This is a genomic window from Bradyrhizobium sp. WU425, assembly GCF_021052305.1.
GTDB classification, from domain to species: Bacteria; Pseudomonadota; Alphaproteobacteria; order Rhizobiales; family Xanthobacteraceae; genus Bradyrhizobium; species Bradyrhizobium canariense_D.
Map to the genome: position 1 here is coordinate 4710855 of NZ_CP088089.1, position 17502 is coordinate 4728356.

General features: G+C 62.9%; 19 protein-coding genes. 6 read left to right on the top strand and 13 right to left on the bottom strand.

The features are described 5' to 3' along the window. Positions 1-308 precede the first annotated feature (308 nt). Positions 309-1127: a methyltransferase domain-containing protein gene (locus BcanWU425_RS22935; protein WP_204511025.1), complete on the bottom strand. Its 819-nt coding sequence runs from the start codon at positions 1125-1127 to the stop codon at positions 309-311. 552 nt (positions 1128-1679) lie between these two features. Between BcanWU425_RS22935 and BcanWU425_RS22940 the strand changes: the two genes are divergently transcribed. Further along, the gene (locus BcanWU425_RS22940) at positions 1680-2939 is read left to right on the top strand and encodes a hypothetical protein (RefSeq protein WP_231188581.1); all 1260 of its coding nucleotides are present in this window, start codon (positions 1680-1682) and stop codon (positions 2937-2939) included. Positions 2940-3089: 150 nt separating this feature from the next. Here the strand turns inward: BcanWU425_RS22940 and BcanWU425_RS22945 are convergent, their stop codons facing one another. The 5 genes from BcanWU425_RS22945 to BcanWU425_RS22965 form a co-directional block, all read right to left on the bottom strand. Continuing rightward, the gene (locus BcanWU425_RS22945) at positions 3090-3794 is read right to left on the bottom strand and encodes a GrlR family regulatory protein (protein ID WP_018456325.1); all 705 of its coding nucleotides are present in this window, start codon (positions 3792-3794) and stop codon (positions 3090-3092) included. Positions 3795-4193: 399 nt separating this feature from the next. Further along, a complete protein-coding gene (locus BcanWU425_RS22950) occupies positions 4194-5015 on the bottom strand; it encodes a tetratricopeptide repeat protein (protein ID WP_231188583.1) in 822 nt (273 codons plus the stop codon). A 32-nt stretch (positions 5016-5047) separates the two neighbouring features. Then, positions 5048-5731: a substrate-binding domain-containing protein gene (locus tag BcanWU425_RS22955; protein ID WP_085384882.1), complete on the bottom strand. Its 684-nt coding sequence runs from the start codon at positions 5729-5731 to the stop codon at positions 5048-5050. Positions 5732-5749: 18 nt separating this feature from the next. Beyond that, on the bottom strand, positions 5750-6451 hold the full coding sequence (locus BcanWU425_RS22960; protein ID WP_085352980.1) for a GrlR family regulatory protein: 702 nt from the start codon (positions 6449-6451) through the stop codon (positions 5750-5752). Between the two features lie 194 nt (positions 6452-6645). Next, positions 6646-7680, bottom strand: coding sequence for a glutamine synthetase beta-grasp domain-containing protein (locus tag BcanWU425_RS22965; protein ID WP_018456321.1), 1035 nt, complete (start codon positions 7678-7680; stop codon positions 6646-6648). Between the two features lie 542 nt (positions 7681-8222). On the opposite strand from BcanWU425_RS22965, the gene BcanWU425_RS22970 reads away from it, so the two are divergent. From BcanWU425_RS22970 to BcanWU425_RS22980, 3 genes are all read left to right on the top strand, one after another. Further along, a complete protein-coding gene (locus BcanWU425_RS22970) occupies positions 8223-8423 on the top strand; it encodes a DUF2735 domain-containing protein (RefSeq protein WP_371261365.1) in 201 nt (66 codons plus the stop codon). A 168-nt stretch (positions 8424-8591) separates the two neighbouring features. Then, a complete protein-coding gene (locus BcanWU425_RS22975; protein WP_204511023.1) occupies positions 8592-9335 on the top strand; it encodes a tyrosine-protein phosphatase in 744 nt (247 codons plus the stop codon). Between the two features lie 40 nt (positions 9336-9375). Then, on the top strand, positions 9376-10056 hold the full coding sequence (locus tag BcanWU425_RS22980) for an SDR family oxidoreductase (protein ID WP_026233139.1): 681 nt from the start codon (positions 9376-9378) through the stop codon (positions 10054-10056). Here BcanWU425_RS22980 and BcanWU425_RS22985 read toward each other — a convergent pair whose 3' ends face one another. Next, positions 10057-10404 (bottom strand): GrlR family regulatory protein, encoded by a 348-nt coding sequence (locus tag BcanWU425_RS22985; RefSeq protein ID WP_018456317.1) that lies wholly within the window; start codon positions 10402-10404, stop codon positions 10057-10059. Positions 10405-10547: 143 nt separating this feature from the next. On the opposite strand from BcanWU425_RS22985, the gene BcanWU425_RS22990 reads away from it, so the two are divergent. Both BcanWU425_RS22990 and BcanWU425_RS22995 read left to right on the top strand, forming a co-directional pair. Further along, positions 10548-11234, top strand: a complete 687-nt coding sequence (locus BcanWU425_RS22990; RefSeq protein ID WP_204511022.1) for a DUF2161 domain-containing phosphodiesterase — start codon at positions 10548-10550, stop codon at positions 11232-11234. A 96-nt stretch (positions 11235-11330) separates the two neighbouring features. Continuing rightward, positions 11331-11636, top strand: coding sequence for a hypothetical protein (locus BcanWU425_RS22995; protein ID WP_204511021.1), 306 nt, complete (start codon positions 11331-11333; stop codon positions 11634-11636). Between the two features lie 80 nt (positions 11637-11716). Here BcanWU425_RS22995 and BcanWU425_RS23000 read toward each other — a convergent pair whose 3' ends face one another. The 6 genes from BcanWU425_RS23000 to BcanWU425_RS23025 all read right to left on the bottom strand — a co-directional run bounded on the left by BcanWU425_RS23000 (position 11717) and on the right by BcanWU425_RS23025 (position 17456). Further along, positions 11717-12346, bottom strand: coding sequence for a GNAT family N-acetyltransferase (locus tag BcanWU425_RS23000; RefSeq protein ID WP_204511020.1), 630 nt, complete (start codon positions 12344-12346; stop codon positions 11717-11719). Positions 12347-12495: 149 nt separating this feature from the next. Then, positions 12496-12897, bottom strand: coding sequence for a PaaI family thioesterase (locus BcanWU425_RS23005; RefSeq protein WP_204511019.1), 402 nt, complete (start codon positions 12895-12897; stop codon positions 12496-12498). Between the two features lie 171 nt (positions 12898-13068). Further along, complete coding sequence (kynU, locus tag BcanWU425_RS23010) at positions 13069-14271, bottom strand: kynureninase (RefSeq protein ID WP_204511018.1); 1203 nt, start codon at positions 14269-14271, stop codon at positions 13069-13071. An 8-nt stretch (positions 14272-14279) separates the two neighbouring features. After that, positions 14280-15119 (bottom strand): tryptophan 2,3-dioxygenase, encoded by an 840-nt coding sequence (kynA, locus tag BcanWU425_RS23015; RefSeq protein WP_018456311.1) that lies wholly within the window; start codon positions 15117-15119, stop codon positions 14280-14282. Positions 15120-15152: 33 nt separating this feature from the next. Then, complete coding sequence (locus BcanWU425_RS23020) at positions 15153-15962, bottom strand: alpha/beta hydrolase (RefSeq protein WP_204511017.1); 810 nt, start codon at positions 15960-15962, stop codon at positions 15153-15155. A 216-nt stretch (positions 15963-16178) separates the two neighbouring features. After that, complete coding sequence (locus BcanWU425_RS23025) at positions 16179-17456, bottom strand: ArgE/DapE family deacylase (RefSeq protein ID WP_204511016.1); 1278 nt, start codon at positions 17454-17456, stop codon at positions 16179-16181. Positions 17457-17502: the final 46 nt, after the last annotated feature.

Sequence of the window (17502 nt, forward strand, 5' to 3'; positions counted from 1 at the left end):
GCCAGAAGCGGGCATCGCCAAATGAGCCCCCCGCTCAAGCCTCATCGTGCACGGATGGATGAAGTTCACTCCCCTCAGGACGGTGCATCGCTCGGAGGTCGACGACCGGATGGCATTCGGCTTTGAACTTTAGGAGCTGAAGCTTGGAGGAGTTCGATGGAGCGCTTGATCAGCGCGACCATCGCGGCAGGACTGATAAGTGCAAAAGTGCACAAAAGTTCCCGTGCAAACCGGCGGATCATCCACTCCCTCGGGGGCCGCGCGGCTAGGCCAGCGGTCCGCTAAGGGCCATGCCATCAGCGGACGTATCAAGCGGTTGCGGTGAGTAGGTGAGCTGCTATCGGGAACGATAACCCGCTACTACCCACGTATTTTCCCAACTCCAACTTGGTATCTTCGGCCAGGTGTTCGCGAGCCACCTCGCTTGCTTGCGATACATGACTGGCCAGTGGCGAACCCGCAAGATAGCTAGATACAAATCGTTCGACGGATGGAAACTCGATGGCACCGACCCTCCGTTGAACCGTGATATCCTGAAAGTTCGCAGCAGCGACAAGTCGGCTCAGCTCATCGGCATCGGCGAGTCCAAATGGAGCTCGCATGATTGTGGCCGCCGCTGGACCGACGTGGCGCTCCAGTATTTTGGCTAAAGATTCAAACCCGGGACTTTGATCGATGCCGCACCACACCATGAGGGCGAGCCTTCCCCTTGAAGATAGAACTCTGCGCATTTCGCGCAAAGCAGCTGGTCTGTCGGCGAAGAACTGGAGGCCGAGTTGGCAGTACGCAATATCAAACGCGCTGTCAGCGGACGGCAGTTTGTCTGCACTGGCCTCCTGCCATTGAACCGAGGCAGCGTCATCGGCCATCCCGAGCGATCGTGCCACGTTCAACATGCCAGGATTGAGATCGATGCCCGTCACGATCCCGGTAGGGCCCACCTTCACCGCCGCAAGGCGCGCCACTATTCCAGTGCCGCAAGCAATATCGACTACGCGTTCGCCCAGCTTCGGCCGAGCGAGCTCTATCAGGACGGGGGCCCATGGCCCAAACACAGCCGGGACCAACTCCCGTTCGTACACTTCGGGCGCACTACCAGCGACCTGCCACTGACCTTGCTGCTCCATCAGATGATGCCAAAAGGACGTTCGCTACTGCGCTTATAGCTCAACACAGCGATGTCCGCCACGGGTGGTCAAAAGCGCGTCCGCTCCCTCAGCGAAGTGCAGGCTCTTTTCGAGCTTGACGGCGAAATAGTTGCGAGGGGCGGCGGTGCAATCACAACCCGATGGCATCGCTCCGCATCTTCGATCTGAAGTCGAAGATTTTCCAGTTCTGAGAGCCGGCAATAGAGTTCGTTGAGCCGAGAGGCCAGCTCAGCTTGAAAGTCCTGCATGATCGCCCCCATTACTCAAGTTCGCTACCGAACCGCGAATTAAAGCAGCGGTCGTGCGCGGCTTCATTAAGGCATGTGAATCCCGTTGCGATCCCGATTAGTTCCGAGTATCGGAACCCGACCGTCCACTCCCTCAGGGGGAGCTCGATGCGTCGGAGTCCGCGGTGGGTCAATAGCGCCGGTTTCGGCCGTGGGCAGTTAGGACGGGCGGTCTACCCTTAACTTCGGACATGAGCGGGCACCGCAAGCGCGATTGCGATGGGGCCACTTCCAGACTTCGCCGATGGGTATAGAATCATCGTCCACCCTGGAGAACGGCCAAGTGGCCCGAATAGAAACCTTCGTATGGATCGTAACGACCTTCATAATCATTTTAGCCACCGCTCCACTACGGGCTTTGGCAACACCGGAAGCGTCTGCATGCGGGTACCTCGCTAGTCAAATTGATAAGGCGCAGCCAGGGCCGTTGTTTTTGCCCAGCTATCCGACCGTGGAATCGGGGCCTCTCCATGGCGCCGCATACCTCTATGACAATGCGGTGGCCGTCATCGCGTTGGTCGGTTGCGGTGAGCGAGACAAAGCAAGTCGGATGGGCGCGGCGATCCTCTGGGCCGTCGATAATGACCGGACCTGGCATGATGGACGGCTCCGAAACGCTTACGCCGCGGGTGTGGTGGCGAATGGCTCCGCCAAACTTCCGGGTTGGTGGGACAATAATCGGAACGAATGGTTGGAGGATCGATATCAGGTGGGAAGCGATGTTGGTAACATGGCATGGGCCATGTTGGCGTTGCTGTCGATTGATGATGTGAACACCGGCTCCCCGTTTCGCGATGGTGCAGCGCGGCTTGGCGCTTGGGTCGCGCAATGGGCCGATACGCGCGGTACTGGCGGTTTCACGGGAGGTACGTTTGGGCACGAACCGACGCCGGAAGTGCGGACGTGGAAATCGACTGAACATAATACTGACCTCGCCGCCGCGTTTGGCCTTCTTGCGATCCGCACAGGCGATTCGCGCTGGCGCGATAAGGCAACGGTTGCCGAGTACTTTGTAAATACGATGTGGGATCCGGGGTGCGTCTGTTTCGCCGCAGGAACCGCTGAAGACGGTGTCACGCATAATCCGATTTTGGCTCTGGATGCCCAGATCTGGCCTTTAACAGCGCTTCACGGAGCGGCCGGGAAATTTGCATCGGCAATGACGACCGCCGAACAGCGAATGAGTGTCGGCGGAGGCTTTTCTTACGGTGAAGACCGAGACGGTGTGTGGACCGAAGGGACGAGCCAAATGGCTCTCTTGATGAAATTGCTCGGCAAGACGAAGAGGGCAGAATCGCTGATCGCTGTCATCGAATCCCAGAGGTCGCCCGATGGTGGGTTCTATGCCACGACTGTCCGCGCGTTACCGACGGGGTTCGTGTTGGACACCGACCCGACCAAGCCGCGAAACTATTTCCGATTGTCACATCTTGGCGCAGCTTCGTGGGCTGCCCTTGCGGAACGTGGGTTCAATCCCTTTACGATGACAAAAGGACTTCCCTAGCTGAGCCGCAGTGCTTCTCGTCTCGGCCGTTTCGATCTGTCTTGATTTCGATATGTCCGCTTGGGGGTCACCTGCCGACATTGCCGCGGCTCGGACGTCAGGCCTGTTGAGCCTCTCGAGCGGAGATCCCAAAGCTTTGAGTAACCTGCCCTACGCCCTTCGCATCAGCTTGAGCGAAGCCGCAAGCCGCAGGCTGCGCTTGCCGGCGAGCGCGATGCCTTCGAGCTCGCCGCTGTCCGCCGTGCAGGTACCGGAGAAGCCGATCCCGACCTCATAACCGCCGAACACGGGGTTCTCGCCTTTCGCCGGCGTGTGCTCCTGGTTGAGGATCTCGCCCTTCCAGCGGCCGTCAGCCGAGGAATAGGAGCCGAGATAGTAGAAGAACGCATCTCCGCCGAGGATGCGGCCGTCCATCAGCAGCATGACGCCGGAGAGCCCGGCATCGACACCGTCGAGCGCGCGCAGATGGATCGCATAGAGCCCGTTCACCACCCCGCCTGGACCGATCGTCCCCTGCGGCGGCAGCCCCTCGTCATCGAGCCGCGTGAGATTGGCCCAGAAACCGGCGCCCGGCATCGTGTCCGCGCTGCCCGCGAGACGGATCTGGTTGCCGACGAGTCGGCCGCGCGCGCCGATCGCGGCGACATCAGCCCCCATCAGCGGCTTGTAGTTGGGATCGTCGTTGTGCCGTTCGGTGATGACTTCGGCGATGATCTCGCCGTCGCGCTCGAAATAGCTTCCGAGATGCGCGAAGGCCGAATTTCCGCCCAGCAGCTTGCCATCATGCATGCACATGATGCTGCGGCCGAAGGCATCGTTGACGCCGTATTCAACCTTGTAGAGCCCGTCCAGCAACGCAAGTGACCCGCAAAATCATAAGGAAAGCACGCGCTACCTAGCACTGCCATCGCATCAAGACCATCGGGCTTTTTCGCGCAGGGCCATTCGCGAAGCCACGCCCTGCCATGATGCCATCATGCGCCTGTTTTGCCCGACGGCGCAAGCAATTTCGGCAATTCCGCATATGGCGATTTCACACCATTTGCAGGCCTGTGATTTCAACCACTTGGCTACTGTGCATGGGGTTGTTTTTCGAGTTTTTTTGTTTGGCCGGTCGCGAACGGTCCTTGCGCACTCACCAAAGCCGGCTTCGAACCCGCCGGCCGAGGTGCTACGGCATGATCCGGAAAAATGCGCAGCGGTTTCCCGAAAAGATCATGCTCACAAATAAATCTACAGCGCGTTCATCGGGCTTTAGAAGCACAGCGTGGTGACGAGCTTGCCCTGCTTGTCCTTGATCGCATAGGGACAGCGCAGCCGCTCCAGCGCCTGCTTGGCATCCTCGTCGCCGAGCGCTGCGGCGCGCTCGTAGTAGGATTTCGCGGCGTCCTTGTCCTTTGGCCCGCCGCGGCCCTCCTGCGCGAAGGCGCCCATCCGCTCCAGCGCGCCGGGATGGTTTTGCGCGGCAGCCTTTTCGAACAGCGCGCGCGCCGCGGCGTCGTCCTTCGCCCCGCCCCTGCCTTCGGAGAGCATCATGCCGAGCTGGTACTGCGCCTCCGCGTTGGTCTCGGCGGCCTTGCCCAGCAATGCGCGCGCCTGTGCGGGATCGGCCGGCGCGGCACCGCCGCTGCCGCCGAGCGCGGCGAGATTGCTGATGCCGCGGGGATTGCCGGCCTGCGCCGCCTTCTCGAACAATTTCCGCGCCTGCGCTTCGTCCCTGGCGACGCCGGAGCCGGTACCGTAGGCCACGCCGAGCTCGACCATCGCCGCACTCGATCCCTTGTCGGCAGCTTTGCGCCAGGCTGCCATCGCGTCCGCCGGTTGCCGGTTGGCCGCATAGGCGCGGCCGAGCGCGAACATCGCGCGCCGCGACGACGGCGCGGCCTGCTTGCAGAACTTGATGGCGGTCGCAACGTCGGAGGCCGCAATCTCGGTCGCGCCCCTGACGTCGGCCGGCTTGTCGGGATCGCTGGGATCGGCCGCGACCCGGTCGCACAGCACGAGGTCGGCCGATTGCCCATGCCCCGACAACGGCACCGCAAGCGTGAGAAGGATGGCAACGAGGAAAGTCCGCATGGACGCCAGGTTGCGTCGCAGTCTCGGCAAATTCAAGGCTCGAGTCCCGATTGGCGCAGCACGGGGACCACCTCGGGCGATGCCAGATAGCGCAGCAGCCGGTCAGCGGCGTCGGCGTTCTCGGCGTTTGTCATCCGACCGGCGGAGAACACGGCCGGCGTTTGCAGATCGTGCGGGATCGGGCCGACCACCTCGATGCCTTCGACCTGCTTCAGCTCGCTGATCTGCTGCACCGCGAGGTCGGCCTCGCCGCTCACGAGCCGCTCCGCGGTAAAGCCCTGCTCGACGATGGTGGCCTTGGCGTTGATCTCTTCCGCGATCCCCATCTGCGCGATCAACCGGGCGAAATAGACCCCGCTCGCCCCCAGTCGCGAATAGGCCACCGACCGCGCCGCGAGCAGCGTGTTGCGCAGTGCGGATGCCGTGGCGATGTCGGGATGTGCCTGCCCTGCCCGCACCGCGATGCCGACGAAGGAGCGCGCGAGATCGGCAGCGCTCTCGGCGATCACACGGCCCTCGCCGATCATCTCGTCGAGCCCTTCGCGGGTGAGGATGACGAGATCGGCGGCCTCGCCGTCGCGCAACCGTTTGAGCAGCGCCAGCGTCGGCGCGAAATCGGCATCGATGTGGACGCCGGTCGCGGTCTCGTACGCGGAGGAGAGGCTGCGCATCGCGCCCATCAGGCCGAGCGTCGAGAGCATGCGAATTGTTTCCATCAGCGATTCCCGTGACGATCAGGCGCGGTGCATCAGCTTGAGCGCGGCGGTCAGGCGCAGGCTGCGCTTGCCGGCGAGCGCCGTTGCCTCCACCACCGCCTCTTCGGCATCATAGGTGCCGGAGAAGCCGATGCCGACCTCGTGGCCGCCGAAGATCGGATCGTCCTTGGCCGGCGTGTGCTCCTGATTGAGGATCTGGCCCTTCCAGCGCCCGTTGGCGGCGGTGTAGCTGCCGAGATAATAGAACGATGCATCGCCGCCGAGGATGCGGCCCTTGTTGAGCAGCATCACGCCGGTGAGACCGCCGTCGACGCCATCGAGCATGCGCAGATGCACCGAGTAGAGCCCGTCGGCGATACCGGCCTCGCCGACACCGCCGGCGATCGGCATCTCGTCTTCGGTGATCGGTGTCATCAACGACTGAAAGGGTACGCCGGGCAGCTCCTTGAGCTCGCCCTTGAAGCGATAGAGATCGCCGTCGGCCCAGCCCTTGGCAAGCAACGTCGCATCGTCCGTGCCCGCCATGGCGCGATAGTTCGGATCGGGGTTGTGGCGGACGGTGTTGATCACGACGTCGACGCCGGCTTCGGTCTTCACGTAGGTGCCGATATGGGCGAAGGCCGAATTGCCGCCGAGCATCTTGCCGTTGCCGGCATGCATCACGCTCCGGCCGACCCGGTCGCCGAGCTGAAATCTCACCTTGTAGAAGCCTTCAAACACCAGCCGTCCCCGGCCCTGCGCGCACCCAGACGCACTCTATCCCGCTTTCGGCGGCGATGGACAAGTTTCCGGCCATGAGGTCCGATGAGTCTCCGCAACGGCTGTCAGCAAAATGAAAAATCCGCCGAAGCCTTTCGGCTTCGGCGGATCGAAGTCCAACCCGGGCCAGCCCCCCAGCCCGGGCCGGGAGGATCTTAGGCGGCGGCCTTCTTGTCGGCCGGCACGGAGGCGATCGTCTTCAGGATCTGCGAAGCGATCTGGTATGGGTCGCCCTGCGAATTCGGACGACGGTCTTCCAGATAGCCCTTGTAACCATTGTTGACGAAGGAGTGCGGCACGCGGATCGAAGCACCGCGATCGGCAATGCCGTAGCTGAACTTGTTCCAGGGCGCGGTCTCGTGCTTGCCGGTCAGACGCTTGTCGTTGTCCGGGCCGTAGACGGCGATGTGGTCCATCAGGTTCTTGTCGAAGGCCGCCATCAGCGCCTCGAAGTACTCCTTGCCGCCGACCGTACGCATGTACTCGGTCGAGAAGTTGGCGTGCATGCCGGAGCCGTTCCAGTCGGTGTCGCCGAGCGGCTTGCAGTGGAACTCGATGTCGATGCCGTACTTCTCGGTCAGGCGCAGCATCAGGTAGCGGGCCATCCACATTTCGTCAGCGGCCTTCTTGGAGCCTTTGCCGAAGATCTGGAATTCCCACTGGCCCTTCGCGACTTCCGCGTTGATGCCTTCATGGTTGATGCCGGCAGCCAGGCAGAGGTCGAGATGCTCTTCGACGATCTTGCGGGCGACGTCGCCGACGTTCGAGAAGCCGACGCCGGTGTAGTACGGACCCTGGGGCGCCGGATAGCCCGAGGCCGGGAAGCCGAGCGGACGGCCGTCCTTGTAGAAGAAGTATTCCTGCTCGAAGCCGAACCAGGCGCCGGAATCGTCAAGGATGGTGGCGCGCTTGTTGGTCGGGTGCGGGGTCTTGCCGTCGGGCATCATGACTTCGCACATCACGAGCACGCCGTTGGTGCGGGCGCCATCCGGGAACACCGCGACCGGCTTCAGCACGCAATCGGAGCTGTGGCCTTCAGCCTGCTGGGTGGAGGAGCCATCGAAGCCCCAGAGCGGAAGCTGCTCGAGCGTCGGGAACGACGCGAATTCCTTGATCTGAGTTTTGCCGCGCAAGTTCGGAGTCGGCGTATATCCGTCGAGCCAGATGTACTCGAGCTTATACTTGGTCATTGAGCCTCTCTGTAGATGATGCGAAAGGTGGGGGCCGCAGGCCCCCGCACGATTGTTTACCCGGCCAACATCGGCCGACCCTTTCCAAGCATTTAACGTGCCAAAAGGCCGCAGCGCGGGAGGTTTTCCACCGCCGCCGGCCCCCCTCTCCCTCCCGGCGGATCGGCCCGTGCGCCATGCGTCATAGCGGCGCACCTTTGCGTGAAGCTGCATCGCAAAAATCCCGCGGAAATCGCCCGATTCTGAAGCAGGCCGGCCCGGGTCTAAGGTTGCCGGCTAAACGCGCATCAACGTCCGGCAATATTCGCCAAGACTGCGACCGTCGCCCGCAACCTTCGCAACGGCCCACGCGTTAGCCACCTGAGCGCTGCCTTAGAGGAAGCAGAATGCAGTCTGCCTACAAAATAGGCCAAGGGTGATTTCCTTTTCAGCACTTTGCATTTCGGAATGCACGGCCGATATGGGGATTCCAGTAACCACAAGCCAACGAGTCGGGCGCACCATGGAAGCCCAGCGCTGCGATCTCGGGAGATACCGCAATGATGAACAATGGACTGAGTCACGGATCTGCACAGATCTACCAATTCCCTGTCGGGGGCCGCTCGGCTCTCGGGGGGCGCCGCAACGGTGAGACCCGCCTTCCCGCCAACCACGCCTCGCTCCCCGTGAACGAGACGATTTGCAGCGGCAGCTGGTACCATCAGGAAGCAGTCGATGAAGCCAAGCCGAAATGGGATCGCTGATGCCTGCGTTCGGTTCAATACCGCCGCGGTCTCTCGATGCCCGGCGTCAGTTCGAAAAAGGGTCGAAACAACGGTGTTTCGGCCCTTTTCCATTCCGGACTTGATTGCGGGATTATATGGTCGCGCAGGTGATCACAGACCGTTTCAGATGCCTGACAAGACACCTCCATGAAAGACTTCCCTGCCCGCCATCTCGCCCTGCAAGGCGCCAGCAATTTTCGCGACCTCGGCGGCTATCCGACCGCAGATGGCCGTATTACGCGATGGCGGCAGATCTTCCGCTCCAACCATCTCGGCCAGCTCACTGTTGCCGATATCGAGATCGTCCGCGCGTTGGGCGTGCGCAGCGCCTTCGATTTTCGCGGCGTCGAGGAACGCGCGGCGGGTGTCTGCGTGGTCAACGAGATCGCCGTGCATTCGCTGCCGATCGAGCCGACAGTCGTGGCTGCGCTGCGCGCCGAGCTCGGCAGGGGCAGGTTGACCGCGCCGGTCGCGCTCGAACTCATGCGCGAATCCTATCGCAACTATGTACGCCACAACACGGCCAGTTTTCGCAACCTGTTCGGGCATCTCCTGGAGGACCGCGCGCCGCTCGTGATCCACTGCACCGCCGGCAAGGACCGCACCGGCTTTGCCAGCGCGCTGATCCTGCATGCGCTCGGCGTATCTGATGACGTCATTGCCGAGGATTATCTGCTGACCAACCAGCACTACAAGCGCGACGCATCAAACGTCTCCGATCTTCCCGCCGATGTTCTCGACGCGATCGGCAACGTCGAGGCCTCGTATCTTGCGGCTGCTTTCGAGGCCGTCGGTAGCGAGTATGGCGATCTCGAAACCTACTTGCGCGACGGTCTCGAGCTCGGCACACCGGAGCGGATCGCACTGAAGGCGCGCTATCTGCAATCGTAGGCGGCCGTAAATCTTAAGCGGCCGTGCCGGGAGAACAATGATGCAAGGCAAGGTTCTGATCGTGACCGGCGCACTCGGCGCGCTCGGCAAGGTGGTCGCCGAGACCGCGCTGGCACGCGGCGCGCGCGTGGCCGGCATCGACCATGCGCCATCGCAAATCTCCGCGATGCCTGAGCGCATCGAGATCGGCGGCGTCGATCTGTCCGACGCAGCACAAGCAAAGACGGCGGTCGAGGCAGCGGCGAGACACTTTGGCGGGCTCGACGTGTTGGTAAACATCGCCGGTGGCTTCGCCTTCGAGACCGTCGGCGACGGCGACGTCAAGACATGGCAGCGCATGCATGCGCTCAACGTGCTGACGGCACTCAACGCCTCGCAGGCGGCCCTGCCGCATCTGGCCGCGTCCAAGGCCGGCCGCATCGTCAATATCGGGGCCATGGGCGCGCTTCAGGCCGGCTCCGGCATGGGCCCCTATGCGGCGTCGAAAGCCGGCGTCCACCGGCTCACCGAGGCGCTGGCGAGCGAGTGGAAAGGCAAGGTGACCGTGAACGCGGTGCTGCCCTCGATCATCGACACCAAGGCCAACCGCGCCGACATGCCGAAGGCCGACTTCGCCAAATGGGTGACACCGCAGGAACTCGCCGAAGTCATTCTGTTCCTCGCCAGCGATGCCGCCAGCGGCGTCACCGGCGCGCTGATCCCGGTTGGCGGGCGGGTGTAATCAATCCGGCACCAAGAGCCGGAGATTGCCTCTGAAACGGATGCTCTGCTTGCCGGCGAGCGCGATGCCCTCGCCGTACGCGGTCTCGCCATTGTAAGTGCCACTGAAGCCGATGGTCACGACCTTGCGGCCCCACACCGGGCGCTCGTCGAACGAGGGGGAATGCTCCTCGTTGGTCAGCTCGCCCTTCCACTTGCCGTTGGCCGAGGTGTAGCTGCCGTAGGCGAAGAAGAATGAGTCCCCGCCCCGCATGGTGCCGTCGCGCATCACCATGACGCCTTGGTTGCCGCCCTGAACGGCATCCAGCATTTCGATGCGGATATGATAGAGCCCATTCCTGATGGTCATCTTCGTGAAGCGCCCGATTGTCCCACCCGCAGGATAGCCGGATCATCTGTTCCCGATCAAATGGCGCAGAGCTCTAAGTCCACTCCGGGGCTAAACTGCCGCAGACTGATTCTCCGATCGAACGTGACATTCGGAAGCTTCCTTTGGAAACCACGCTCTATCTGCCTGTCAAACGCTTCCTCGAAGAGCTCGGCTTCACGGTCAAGGGCGAGATCGGCGGCTGCGATCTCGTGGGCCTCAGCGCCGGCGATCCTCCGGTGGTGGTGATCGGCGAGCTCAAGCTGACCTTCAATCTCGAGCTGATCCTTCAGGCGGTCGATCGTGCACCGGCCGGCGACGAGGTCTGGATTGCGGCAAAGATGTCAGCGCGCGGCAAGGGACGCGAGACCGACGCACGCTATCGCAATCTCTGTCGCCGCCTCGGCTTCGGCATGCTCGGGGTGACCGACCGCGGTCAGGTCGAGGTGCTGGTGAAGCCGCCGACGGCAGCCCCACGCCGGGAGCCGAAGGTCCGTTCGCGCCTGGTCGCAGAGCATCAGCGCCGCCAGGGCGATCCGGCGCTGGGCGGCAGCACGCGCGCGCCGATCATGACGGCCTATCGGCAGCAGGCACTGGCCTGCGCCTCGGAGCTCGCGGCAGGCCCGCGGCGGGTGAGCGAATTGCGCCAGCGCTGTCCCGATGCCGGCAAGATCATGCTTAACAATGTGTATGGCTGGTTTGAACGCACCGAGCGGGGAATTTACGGGCTGACGGAAGCTGGCCAGGCGGCGCTGAAACGCTGGCCACAACAGCGGGTTGCGGATGTTGCCGGTCTCCCGTCACCACCCTGACACCCAACCGGTGCATAGCTGAGATGCCACACCGATTTCATATTGCAATGCAACATAGACGGCACTAGGTATCCCGGCATCGAAACCGAGGCCGTTATGAACGCAGACTGGAATACCAAATATGGCACGCGGCGCGTGCGCCACGATCCGCCGACCTTAGACGAGGCGATCTTCGCCGCCGTCGGCATCACCGATGATCAGGAGCAGCAGGCCGAGATCGCCGCAGCCTTGATGGGCATGCCGCTCGATGTCGTCCAGGCCGAGGTCAAGAAGCAGGTTCGCACCAACAGCCGCATCACCTCGACCCGCGTGATCGCCGGCGAACAGGGTGCGCAGCGCTCGGTGGTGGTCGAACGCCGTGTCGTGCGCCGCTTCGGCAACCACAAGCGCACCGGCACCTGACGGCCTAGTTCCCTACATACAATACAAAAGCGGACCGGTTTTACCGGTCCGCTTTTTTGATTCCAATCGGATTTTTCAGGTCAGGCGGCGCGATTGCCGTAGATGCTGGAGATGATCTTCCAGCAGGTCGAGTTGAAGCTGAGAAGAGCGCGGCCGGCCCTGAATGGCGAGGCCGCGAGATCAGCGAGTTCGTCCTCAGGCGCCTTGGCGAGATCGATCGTGCCGGTCGATTCGCCATGACGGAATTGCAGATGCGCCCCGAACTTTCTGGCGAGCGCGCGCATCGGGTGATTCTCGGCGCCGGTGGTGATGCGCAGGCGCTTGTAGCCTTTCCAGCGCGCTTCCGCGATCAGGCGGCTGAACAGCACGGTGCCGACGTTCTGGCGCCGCGCCGAAGCTTCCACGCTGAAGGCGACCTCGGGCAGCGAATCGCCCTCGGGCGGATGCAGCTCGGCCGCACCGCGGACCACGCCATCGACGATATAGGCGACGATCACGGTGCCGTCCTCGGCACAGCGGGCGGCGTAACGCTCGATAAAACTGTCGTCGAGAAAACCGTTGAAGCGGTCGTGCCGGCTTTCGGCATCGAGCCTCAGCAGGTGATCGCGCAAAAGCGGCAATTCTTCCTGCTGGCTCAAGGTCCGCACGTAGCCCTGAACGGACTTCGGGCGGTTGGTTACTTCAAGTCCAAAATCTGCTGCGAGTGACAAGTCAAAACTCCTCTTGGTGTCCCTCGAGGAGGCGTTCGAATCCCTAGGCCTCCAATATTGTGCATCGCAACAAACTTTTCAAGACCGGAACCTGCCCAAGTTTCGGGCACGGGGGCGACTAATTCGTTAATGGAATCAAGCCCCCGTATTCACACCAGGACCAGCTGGGTCTGCGTCACCACGGCAACCAGCTTGCCGTCCTGGGTCTCCAGCCGGGTGGTCCAGACCTGGGTCCGCCGGCCTCTGTGGATTGGGGTGGCGGTCGCGATTACCGTGGTTCCCTCCTTGGCCCCGCCGATGAAGTTGGTCTTGCTCTCGAGCGTGGTCGTGCCCTTGGCGTCCTCCGGCAGATTGATCACGGTGGCCGCCGCGCCGACGGAATCGGCCAGCGCCATCACCGCGCCGCCGTGAATGGTGTGATGAAACGTGCAGAGATCGGGCCTGACCGTCATCCGCGCTACCACGCGATCCTTCTCGGCCTCGACGAACTCGACGCCCTTGAGTTCGGCAAACGGCATCTTCATTGCTTTAAGTTTCTCGAGCGGCGTCATCGGATCTCCTCCCAAATCATTCTGCTCACAGGGTGAATTGCTCTTCGCGGCAAAGCAATGACGTCCGAGGTCGTCATTGCGAGCGCAGCGAAGCAATCCAGAATTTTTCTGCGGATACATTTCTGGATTGCTTCGCTGCGCTCGCAATGACGGGGAGACAGCGTTCGTACCTCACGTCACCGCATTCACCACCTCATACTCCGGCCGTCGCCAAATCTCGCCCGCGATCACCTCCTCGATGAACTCGGCAGCGCGCACGATCTCGCTCTCGCCGATATACAGCGGCGTGATGCCAAACCTCATGATGTCTGGCGCGCGGAAATCGCCGATCACGCCACGGGCGATGAGGGCTTGCATCGCGGCATAGCCGCCGTCGAAGGCGAAGGAGACCTGAGAGCCGCGGCGCTCATGCGTGCGCGGTGTAACAAGCTTCAAGGACGGACAGCGGCGTTCGACCTCGGCAATCAGGAGATCGCCGAGGGCCAGCGAGCGGGCCCGGACCTCGGCGATATCGACGCGGTCCCAGATGTCGAGCGAAGCTTCCAATGCCGCCATTGCCAGCACCGGCGGCGTTCCGACGCGCATGCGCTCGACGCCGCCGGCGGCCGCATAGGCAAGCTCGAACGCGAACGGCTTTGCGTGTCCCATCCACCCCGACAAAGCGGCGCGCACGCTGTCGGCGTGGCGCGGCGCAACGTAGAGGAAGGCCGGCGCGCCGGGCCCGGCGTTGATGTATTTGTAGGTGCATCCAGCGGCGAAATCCGCGGCGGTGCCTGCAAGGTCAACTGGCAGCGCGCCGGCCGAATGCGCGAGGTCCCAGACCGTGACGATGCCGAGCGCATGCGCTCTTGCAGTCAGCTTCGCCATGTCGTGGCGCCGTCCGGTGCGGTAATCGACCTCGGTGATGTAGAGCACCGCGATCTCCTCCGACAACGAAGCCTCGATCTCCTCCGGCGCCACCAGGCGCAATTGATGGCCACGGCCAAGGGTCGCGATCAGGCCTTCGGCCATGTAGAGGTCGGTCGGAAAGTTGCCGGTGTCCGATAGAACGACCTTGCGCGACGCGTTCATGTCGAGCGCGGCGGCGAGCGCCTGATAGACCTTGAGCGACAGCGTATCTCCGACCATGACGGAGCCGGCTTCCGCACCGATCAGGCGCGCGATGCGATCGCCGACATGGCGCGGCTGGGCATACCAGCCAGCCGTATTCCAGGCGCGGATCAAGTCATCGCCCCACTCGGCGGTGATGACGCGGCTGACGCGCTCGGCAACGCCAAGCGGCAACGCGCCGAGCGAATTGCCGTCGAGATAGATCACACCGTCCGGCATATGGAACAGCGCTTTGGTGTCGTCGTAGACGCGAAGCTTGGTCATGGAATTCTCTACAGGATCGTGCGCACGCGCCAGAGTTCCGGAAACAGCTCGACCTCCAGCATGCGCTTGAGGTAGCTGACGCCGCCAGTGCCACCGGTGCCGCGCTTGAAGCCGATGACGCGCTCGACCGTCGTCACATGGTTGAAGCGCCAGCGCCGGAAATAGTCCTCGAAATCGACCAGCTTCTCGGCGAGCTCGTAGAGCATCCAGTGCGTTTCCGGCGCCTCGTAGACGATACGCCAAGCCTGCAGCACACCTTCATTGAAGCTATGAGTCTCGCGAACATCGCGCGCCAGCACGGCCGCAGGCATCTTGAGCCCGTTGCGGTCGGCGAGCCGCAGCACCTCGTCATAGAGGCTTGGCGTTGCGAGCTCGGCTTCGAGCAGCTGCGTTGTTTCCAGATCGTGCGCGTGCGGCTTGAGCATGGCGTGGTTGCGGTTGCCGAGCAGGAATTCGATCTGCCGGTATTGCCGCGACTGGAAGCCTGAGGACTGGCCAAGCTGCGAGCGGAAGCGCGTATACTCGCTGGGCGTCATGGTGCGCAGCACGTCCCAGGCGCCGTTGAGCTGCTCGAAGATGCGCGACATCCGTGCCAGCATCTTCATTGCAGGCTGCACCTCATCCTTCGCGATCGAACGGCGTGCGGCGCTGAGCTCGTGGATGGCGAGCCGCATCCACAGCTCGGTGGTCTGATGCTGGATGATGAACAGCATCTCGTCATGGGCTTCCGACAGGGGATGCTGCGCGCCGAGGATCGCGTCCAGCGCCAGATAGTGTCCATAGGACATGCGCCGGGCGAAATCGGTCTCAGCGCCTTCGCTTGCGGGATCGTATTGGCTGGACGTCATGGCAGGCCCTTTCGATCGATCTTCAAGGCCTCGTCAGTCGAGGCCGATCAGGCGCGCGGTGATGGGCGACGACGGGTCCTTGAGGGCGTCGATCACGGTGAAATGGTTCAGCCCGGGATCGACGACAAGACGCGTCGGCACATCGAAACCAGTCCAGACATTGGCCATCAGATCGGACTGGCGGATGAATTCGGGCCGCTCGTTGCCACCGACCCAGGCGGTCACCGGCGAAGGCCCGCGCGGCAGATGCAGCGCCGCGCTTTCCAGCGTCGCCTCCTCCATCGTCATGCGCAGGGTGTCGTTCATCCTGGTCTTGAGCAGCGGACGCAGATCATGCAGGCCGCTGATGGACAGCGTGCCGGCGACGCGGTTGTAGACGGCGGGCTCCAGCCGGCTGTCGTCGCACAGCATACGCGTAACGAGATGCCCGCCGGCGGAATGGCCGGCGAGCCGGATCGGGCCCGCGACCAGCGAGGCCGCCTTGGCAATCGCTGTGGTGATTTCCGCCGTAATGTCGGAGATGCGCGCGGCCGGCGTCAGCGTGTAGCTTGGCAGTGCCACCGTCCAGCCGTGATGGCGCGCGCCTTCGGCGAGATCAGTCCATGTCGACTTGTCGAAGCGCATCCAGTAGCCGCCGTGGACGAACACGACGAGGCCCTTGCTGTCGCCGTCGGGCAGGACGAGGTCGAGGCGCTGGCGCTCGGCGGGGCCATAGGCGATGTCAGCGCGAAACTCCTTCAGCCCGGCGCGATAAGCCGCCGCGCGCTCCGCCCACAGCGCCGGTATCTTGTCCGAGCCCGGGATATGGGCCGAATTGGCGTAGGCGTCATCCCAATCGCGCATCGTGCCTTCCTCGGACTGTCCTGCGGACCGGGCCTTAGTCTGCCACCGGCGCGGCCGCCATCCTAGTCTTTATTTTAAGCTTAAAGGATTTTGGGACGCGGGTGGATTGGGCAGCCCCCGTCATTGCGAGCGCAGCGAAGCAATCCAGTCTGCCTCCGCGGTGGCAGTCTGGATTGCTTCGTCGCAAGGGCTCCTCGCAATGACGGGGGAAGGCCCCTACCCCTGCTCCACCCCGCACCAATCCGCGATGAACAGCGCCAATGCCTTGGTCGTCTTTTTCAGCGAGTCCAGATCGACATATTCATTGAAGCCGTGCATCTCGCCGCCACTCGCGCCGAAGCACAGGCTCGGGATGCCGTGATTGAGGCCGTAGAAGCGGGTGTCGGTTAGCGCGGTGAAGACGAGGTCTTCGATTTGGCCGCCATAGACGGTGCTGAAGGCCTTGCCGAACGCCGCCTCAGGCGCGGCCGCATCGGTCAGCTCATAGCCTTCCGACAAAAAGCCCGACCATTCGATCTCCGGCGGATTGTTGGCGAGGAAGCGGTGGTTGCGTGCGGCGGCGGCGACACACGCAAGAATCTCCTTCTGGTGATCGGCGATCGACCAGCCCGGCAACACGGCAATCCGGCAATCGACATCGCACCAGGCCGGCACGCTGGAAGCCCAGTCGCCGCCCTTGATGATGCCGGGGTTGAAGTTGATGGGATGGTTCAGCGTCTTGAAGTGACGATCGGCTTTCGCGCGCTCGTTCCACTCGATCTCGAGTTTTTGCAGCGCCTGGATCAAATGATAGGCCGCCATGATTGCATTCGCGCCGGAGCCGGCGAAGGCGACATGGGTCGGATGGCCCTTCACGCGCAGGCGGAACCAGATCACGCCCACCTGCGAGCGCACCATCTTGCCGCCGGTCGGCTCAGGAATGAAGCAGGCATCCGCACGATAGCCTCGTTGAAGCGTCGAGAGCGCCCCGACGCCGGTGCTCTCCTCCTCGATCACAGACTGGAAGTGAATCCGCGCCGTCGGCCTCAGGCCCGCGGCCCTGATCGCATCGAGCGCGGAGAGCGCTGCGATGGTGCCCGACTTCATGTCGCAGGCACCGCGACCGAACATCTTGCCGTCCTTGATGACGGGCGAGAATGGCGGGGTGTCCCACAGTTCGAGCGGCCCTGCGGGGACCACGTCGCAATGGCCCTGCAAGATCAGCGATTTGCCCGCCTCGGTTTTGGGCCGGTACGTGCCGACCACAGTGCGCGCCTTCGAAAAATCGTGCTCGATGGGCCCGAAGCCGCGCAGATCCTTGAGGTCGTCGACATTGATGTGCCAGTCGTCGACCTCGTAGCCGCGCGCGCGCATGAGGTCGCCCATCATGTCCTGGCATGGCCCCTCCGCACCGCGCGTCGAGGGGATCGCGACGAAATCGCGTGTGGTCGCGAGCTGGGCTTCGAAGCCGGCATCAACGGCGTCAAGAATCCTCTGCTGCGTTTCGGCATTCATCAGGCAACTCCAATCGGGCATTGAGATCATCGATGGAGCGTAAGCT

Excerpts from the sequence above, each read along its gene's own strand:
- BcanWU425_RS22955 (WP_085384882.1), bottom strand. The coding sequence starts at position 5,731 with ATGGAAACAATTCGCATGCTCTCGACGCTCGGCCTGATGGGCGCGATG.
- kynU (WP_204511018.1), bottom strand. The coding sequence starts at position 14,271 with ATGACCAAGCTTCGCGTCTACGACGACACCAAAGCGCTGTTCCATATG.
- BcanWU425_RS22975 (WP_204511023.1), top strand. The coding sequence starts at position 8,592 with ATGAAAGACTTCCCTGCCCGCCATCTCGCCCTGCAAGGCGCCAGCAAT.
- kynA (WP_018456311.1), bottom strand. The coding sequence starts at position 15,119 with ATGACGTCCAGCCAATACGATCCCGCAAGCGAAGGCGCTGAGACCGAT.
- BcanWU425_RS22980 (WP_026233139.1), top strand. The coding sequence starts at position 9,376 with ATGCAAGGCAAGGTTCTGATCGTGACCGGCGCACTCGGCGCGCTCGGC.
- BcanWU425_RS22995 (WP_204511021.1), top strand. The coding sequence starts at position 11,331 with ATGAACGCAGACTGGAATACCAAATATGGCACGCGGCGCGTGCGCCAC.
- BcanWU425_RS23025 (WP_204511016.1), bottom strand. The coding sequence starts at position 17,456 with ATGAATGCCGAAACGCAGCAGAGGATTCTTGACGCCGTTGATGCCGGC.
- BcanWU425_RS22950 (WP_231188583.1), bottom strand. The coding sequence starts at position 5,015 with ATGCGGACTTTCCTCGTTGCCATCCTTCTCACGCTTGCGGTGCCGTTG.
- BcanWU425_RS23005 (WP_204511019.1), bottom strand. The coding sequence starts at position 12,897 with ATGACGCCGCTCGAGAAACTTAAAGCAATGAAGATGCCGTTTGCCGAA.
- BcanWU425_RS23020 (WP_204511017.1), bottom strand. The coding sequence starts at position 15,962 with ATGCGCGATTGGGATGACGCCTACGCCAATTCGGCCCATATCCCGGGC.
- BcanWU425_RS22970 (WP_371261365.1), top strand. The coding sequence starts at position 8,223 with ATGAACAATGGACTGAGTCACGGATCTGCACAGATCTACCAATTCCCT.
- BcanWU425_RS22985 (WP_018456317.1), bottom strand. The coding sequence starts at position 10,404 with ATGACCATCAGGAATGGGCTCTATCATATCCGCATCGAAATGCTGGAT.
- BcanWU425_RS22965 (WP_018456321.1), bottom strand. The coding sequence starts at position 7,680 with ATGACCAAGTATAAGCTCGAGTACATCTGGCTCGACGGATATACGCCG.
- BcanWU425_RS22940 (WP_231188581.1), top strand. The coding sequence starts at position 1,680 with ATGGGTATAGAATCATCGTCCACCCTGGAGAACGGCCAAGTGGCCCGA.
- BcanWU425_RS22935 (WP_204511025.1), bottom strand. The coding sequence starts at position 1,127 with ATGGAGCAGCAAGGTCAGTGGCAGGTCGCTGGTAGTGCGCCCGAAGTG.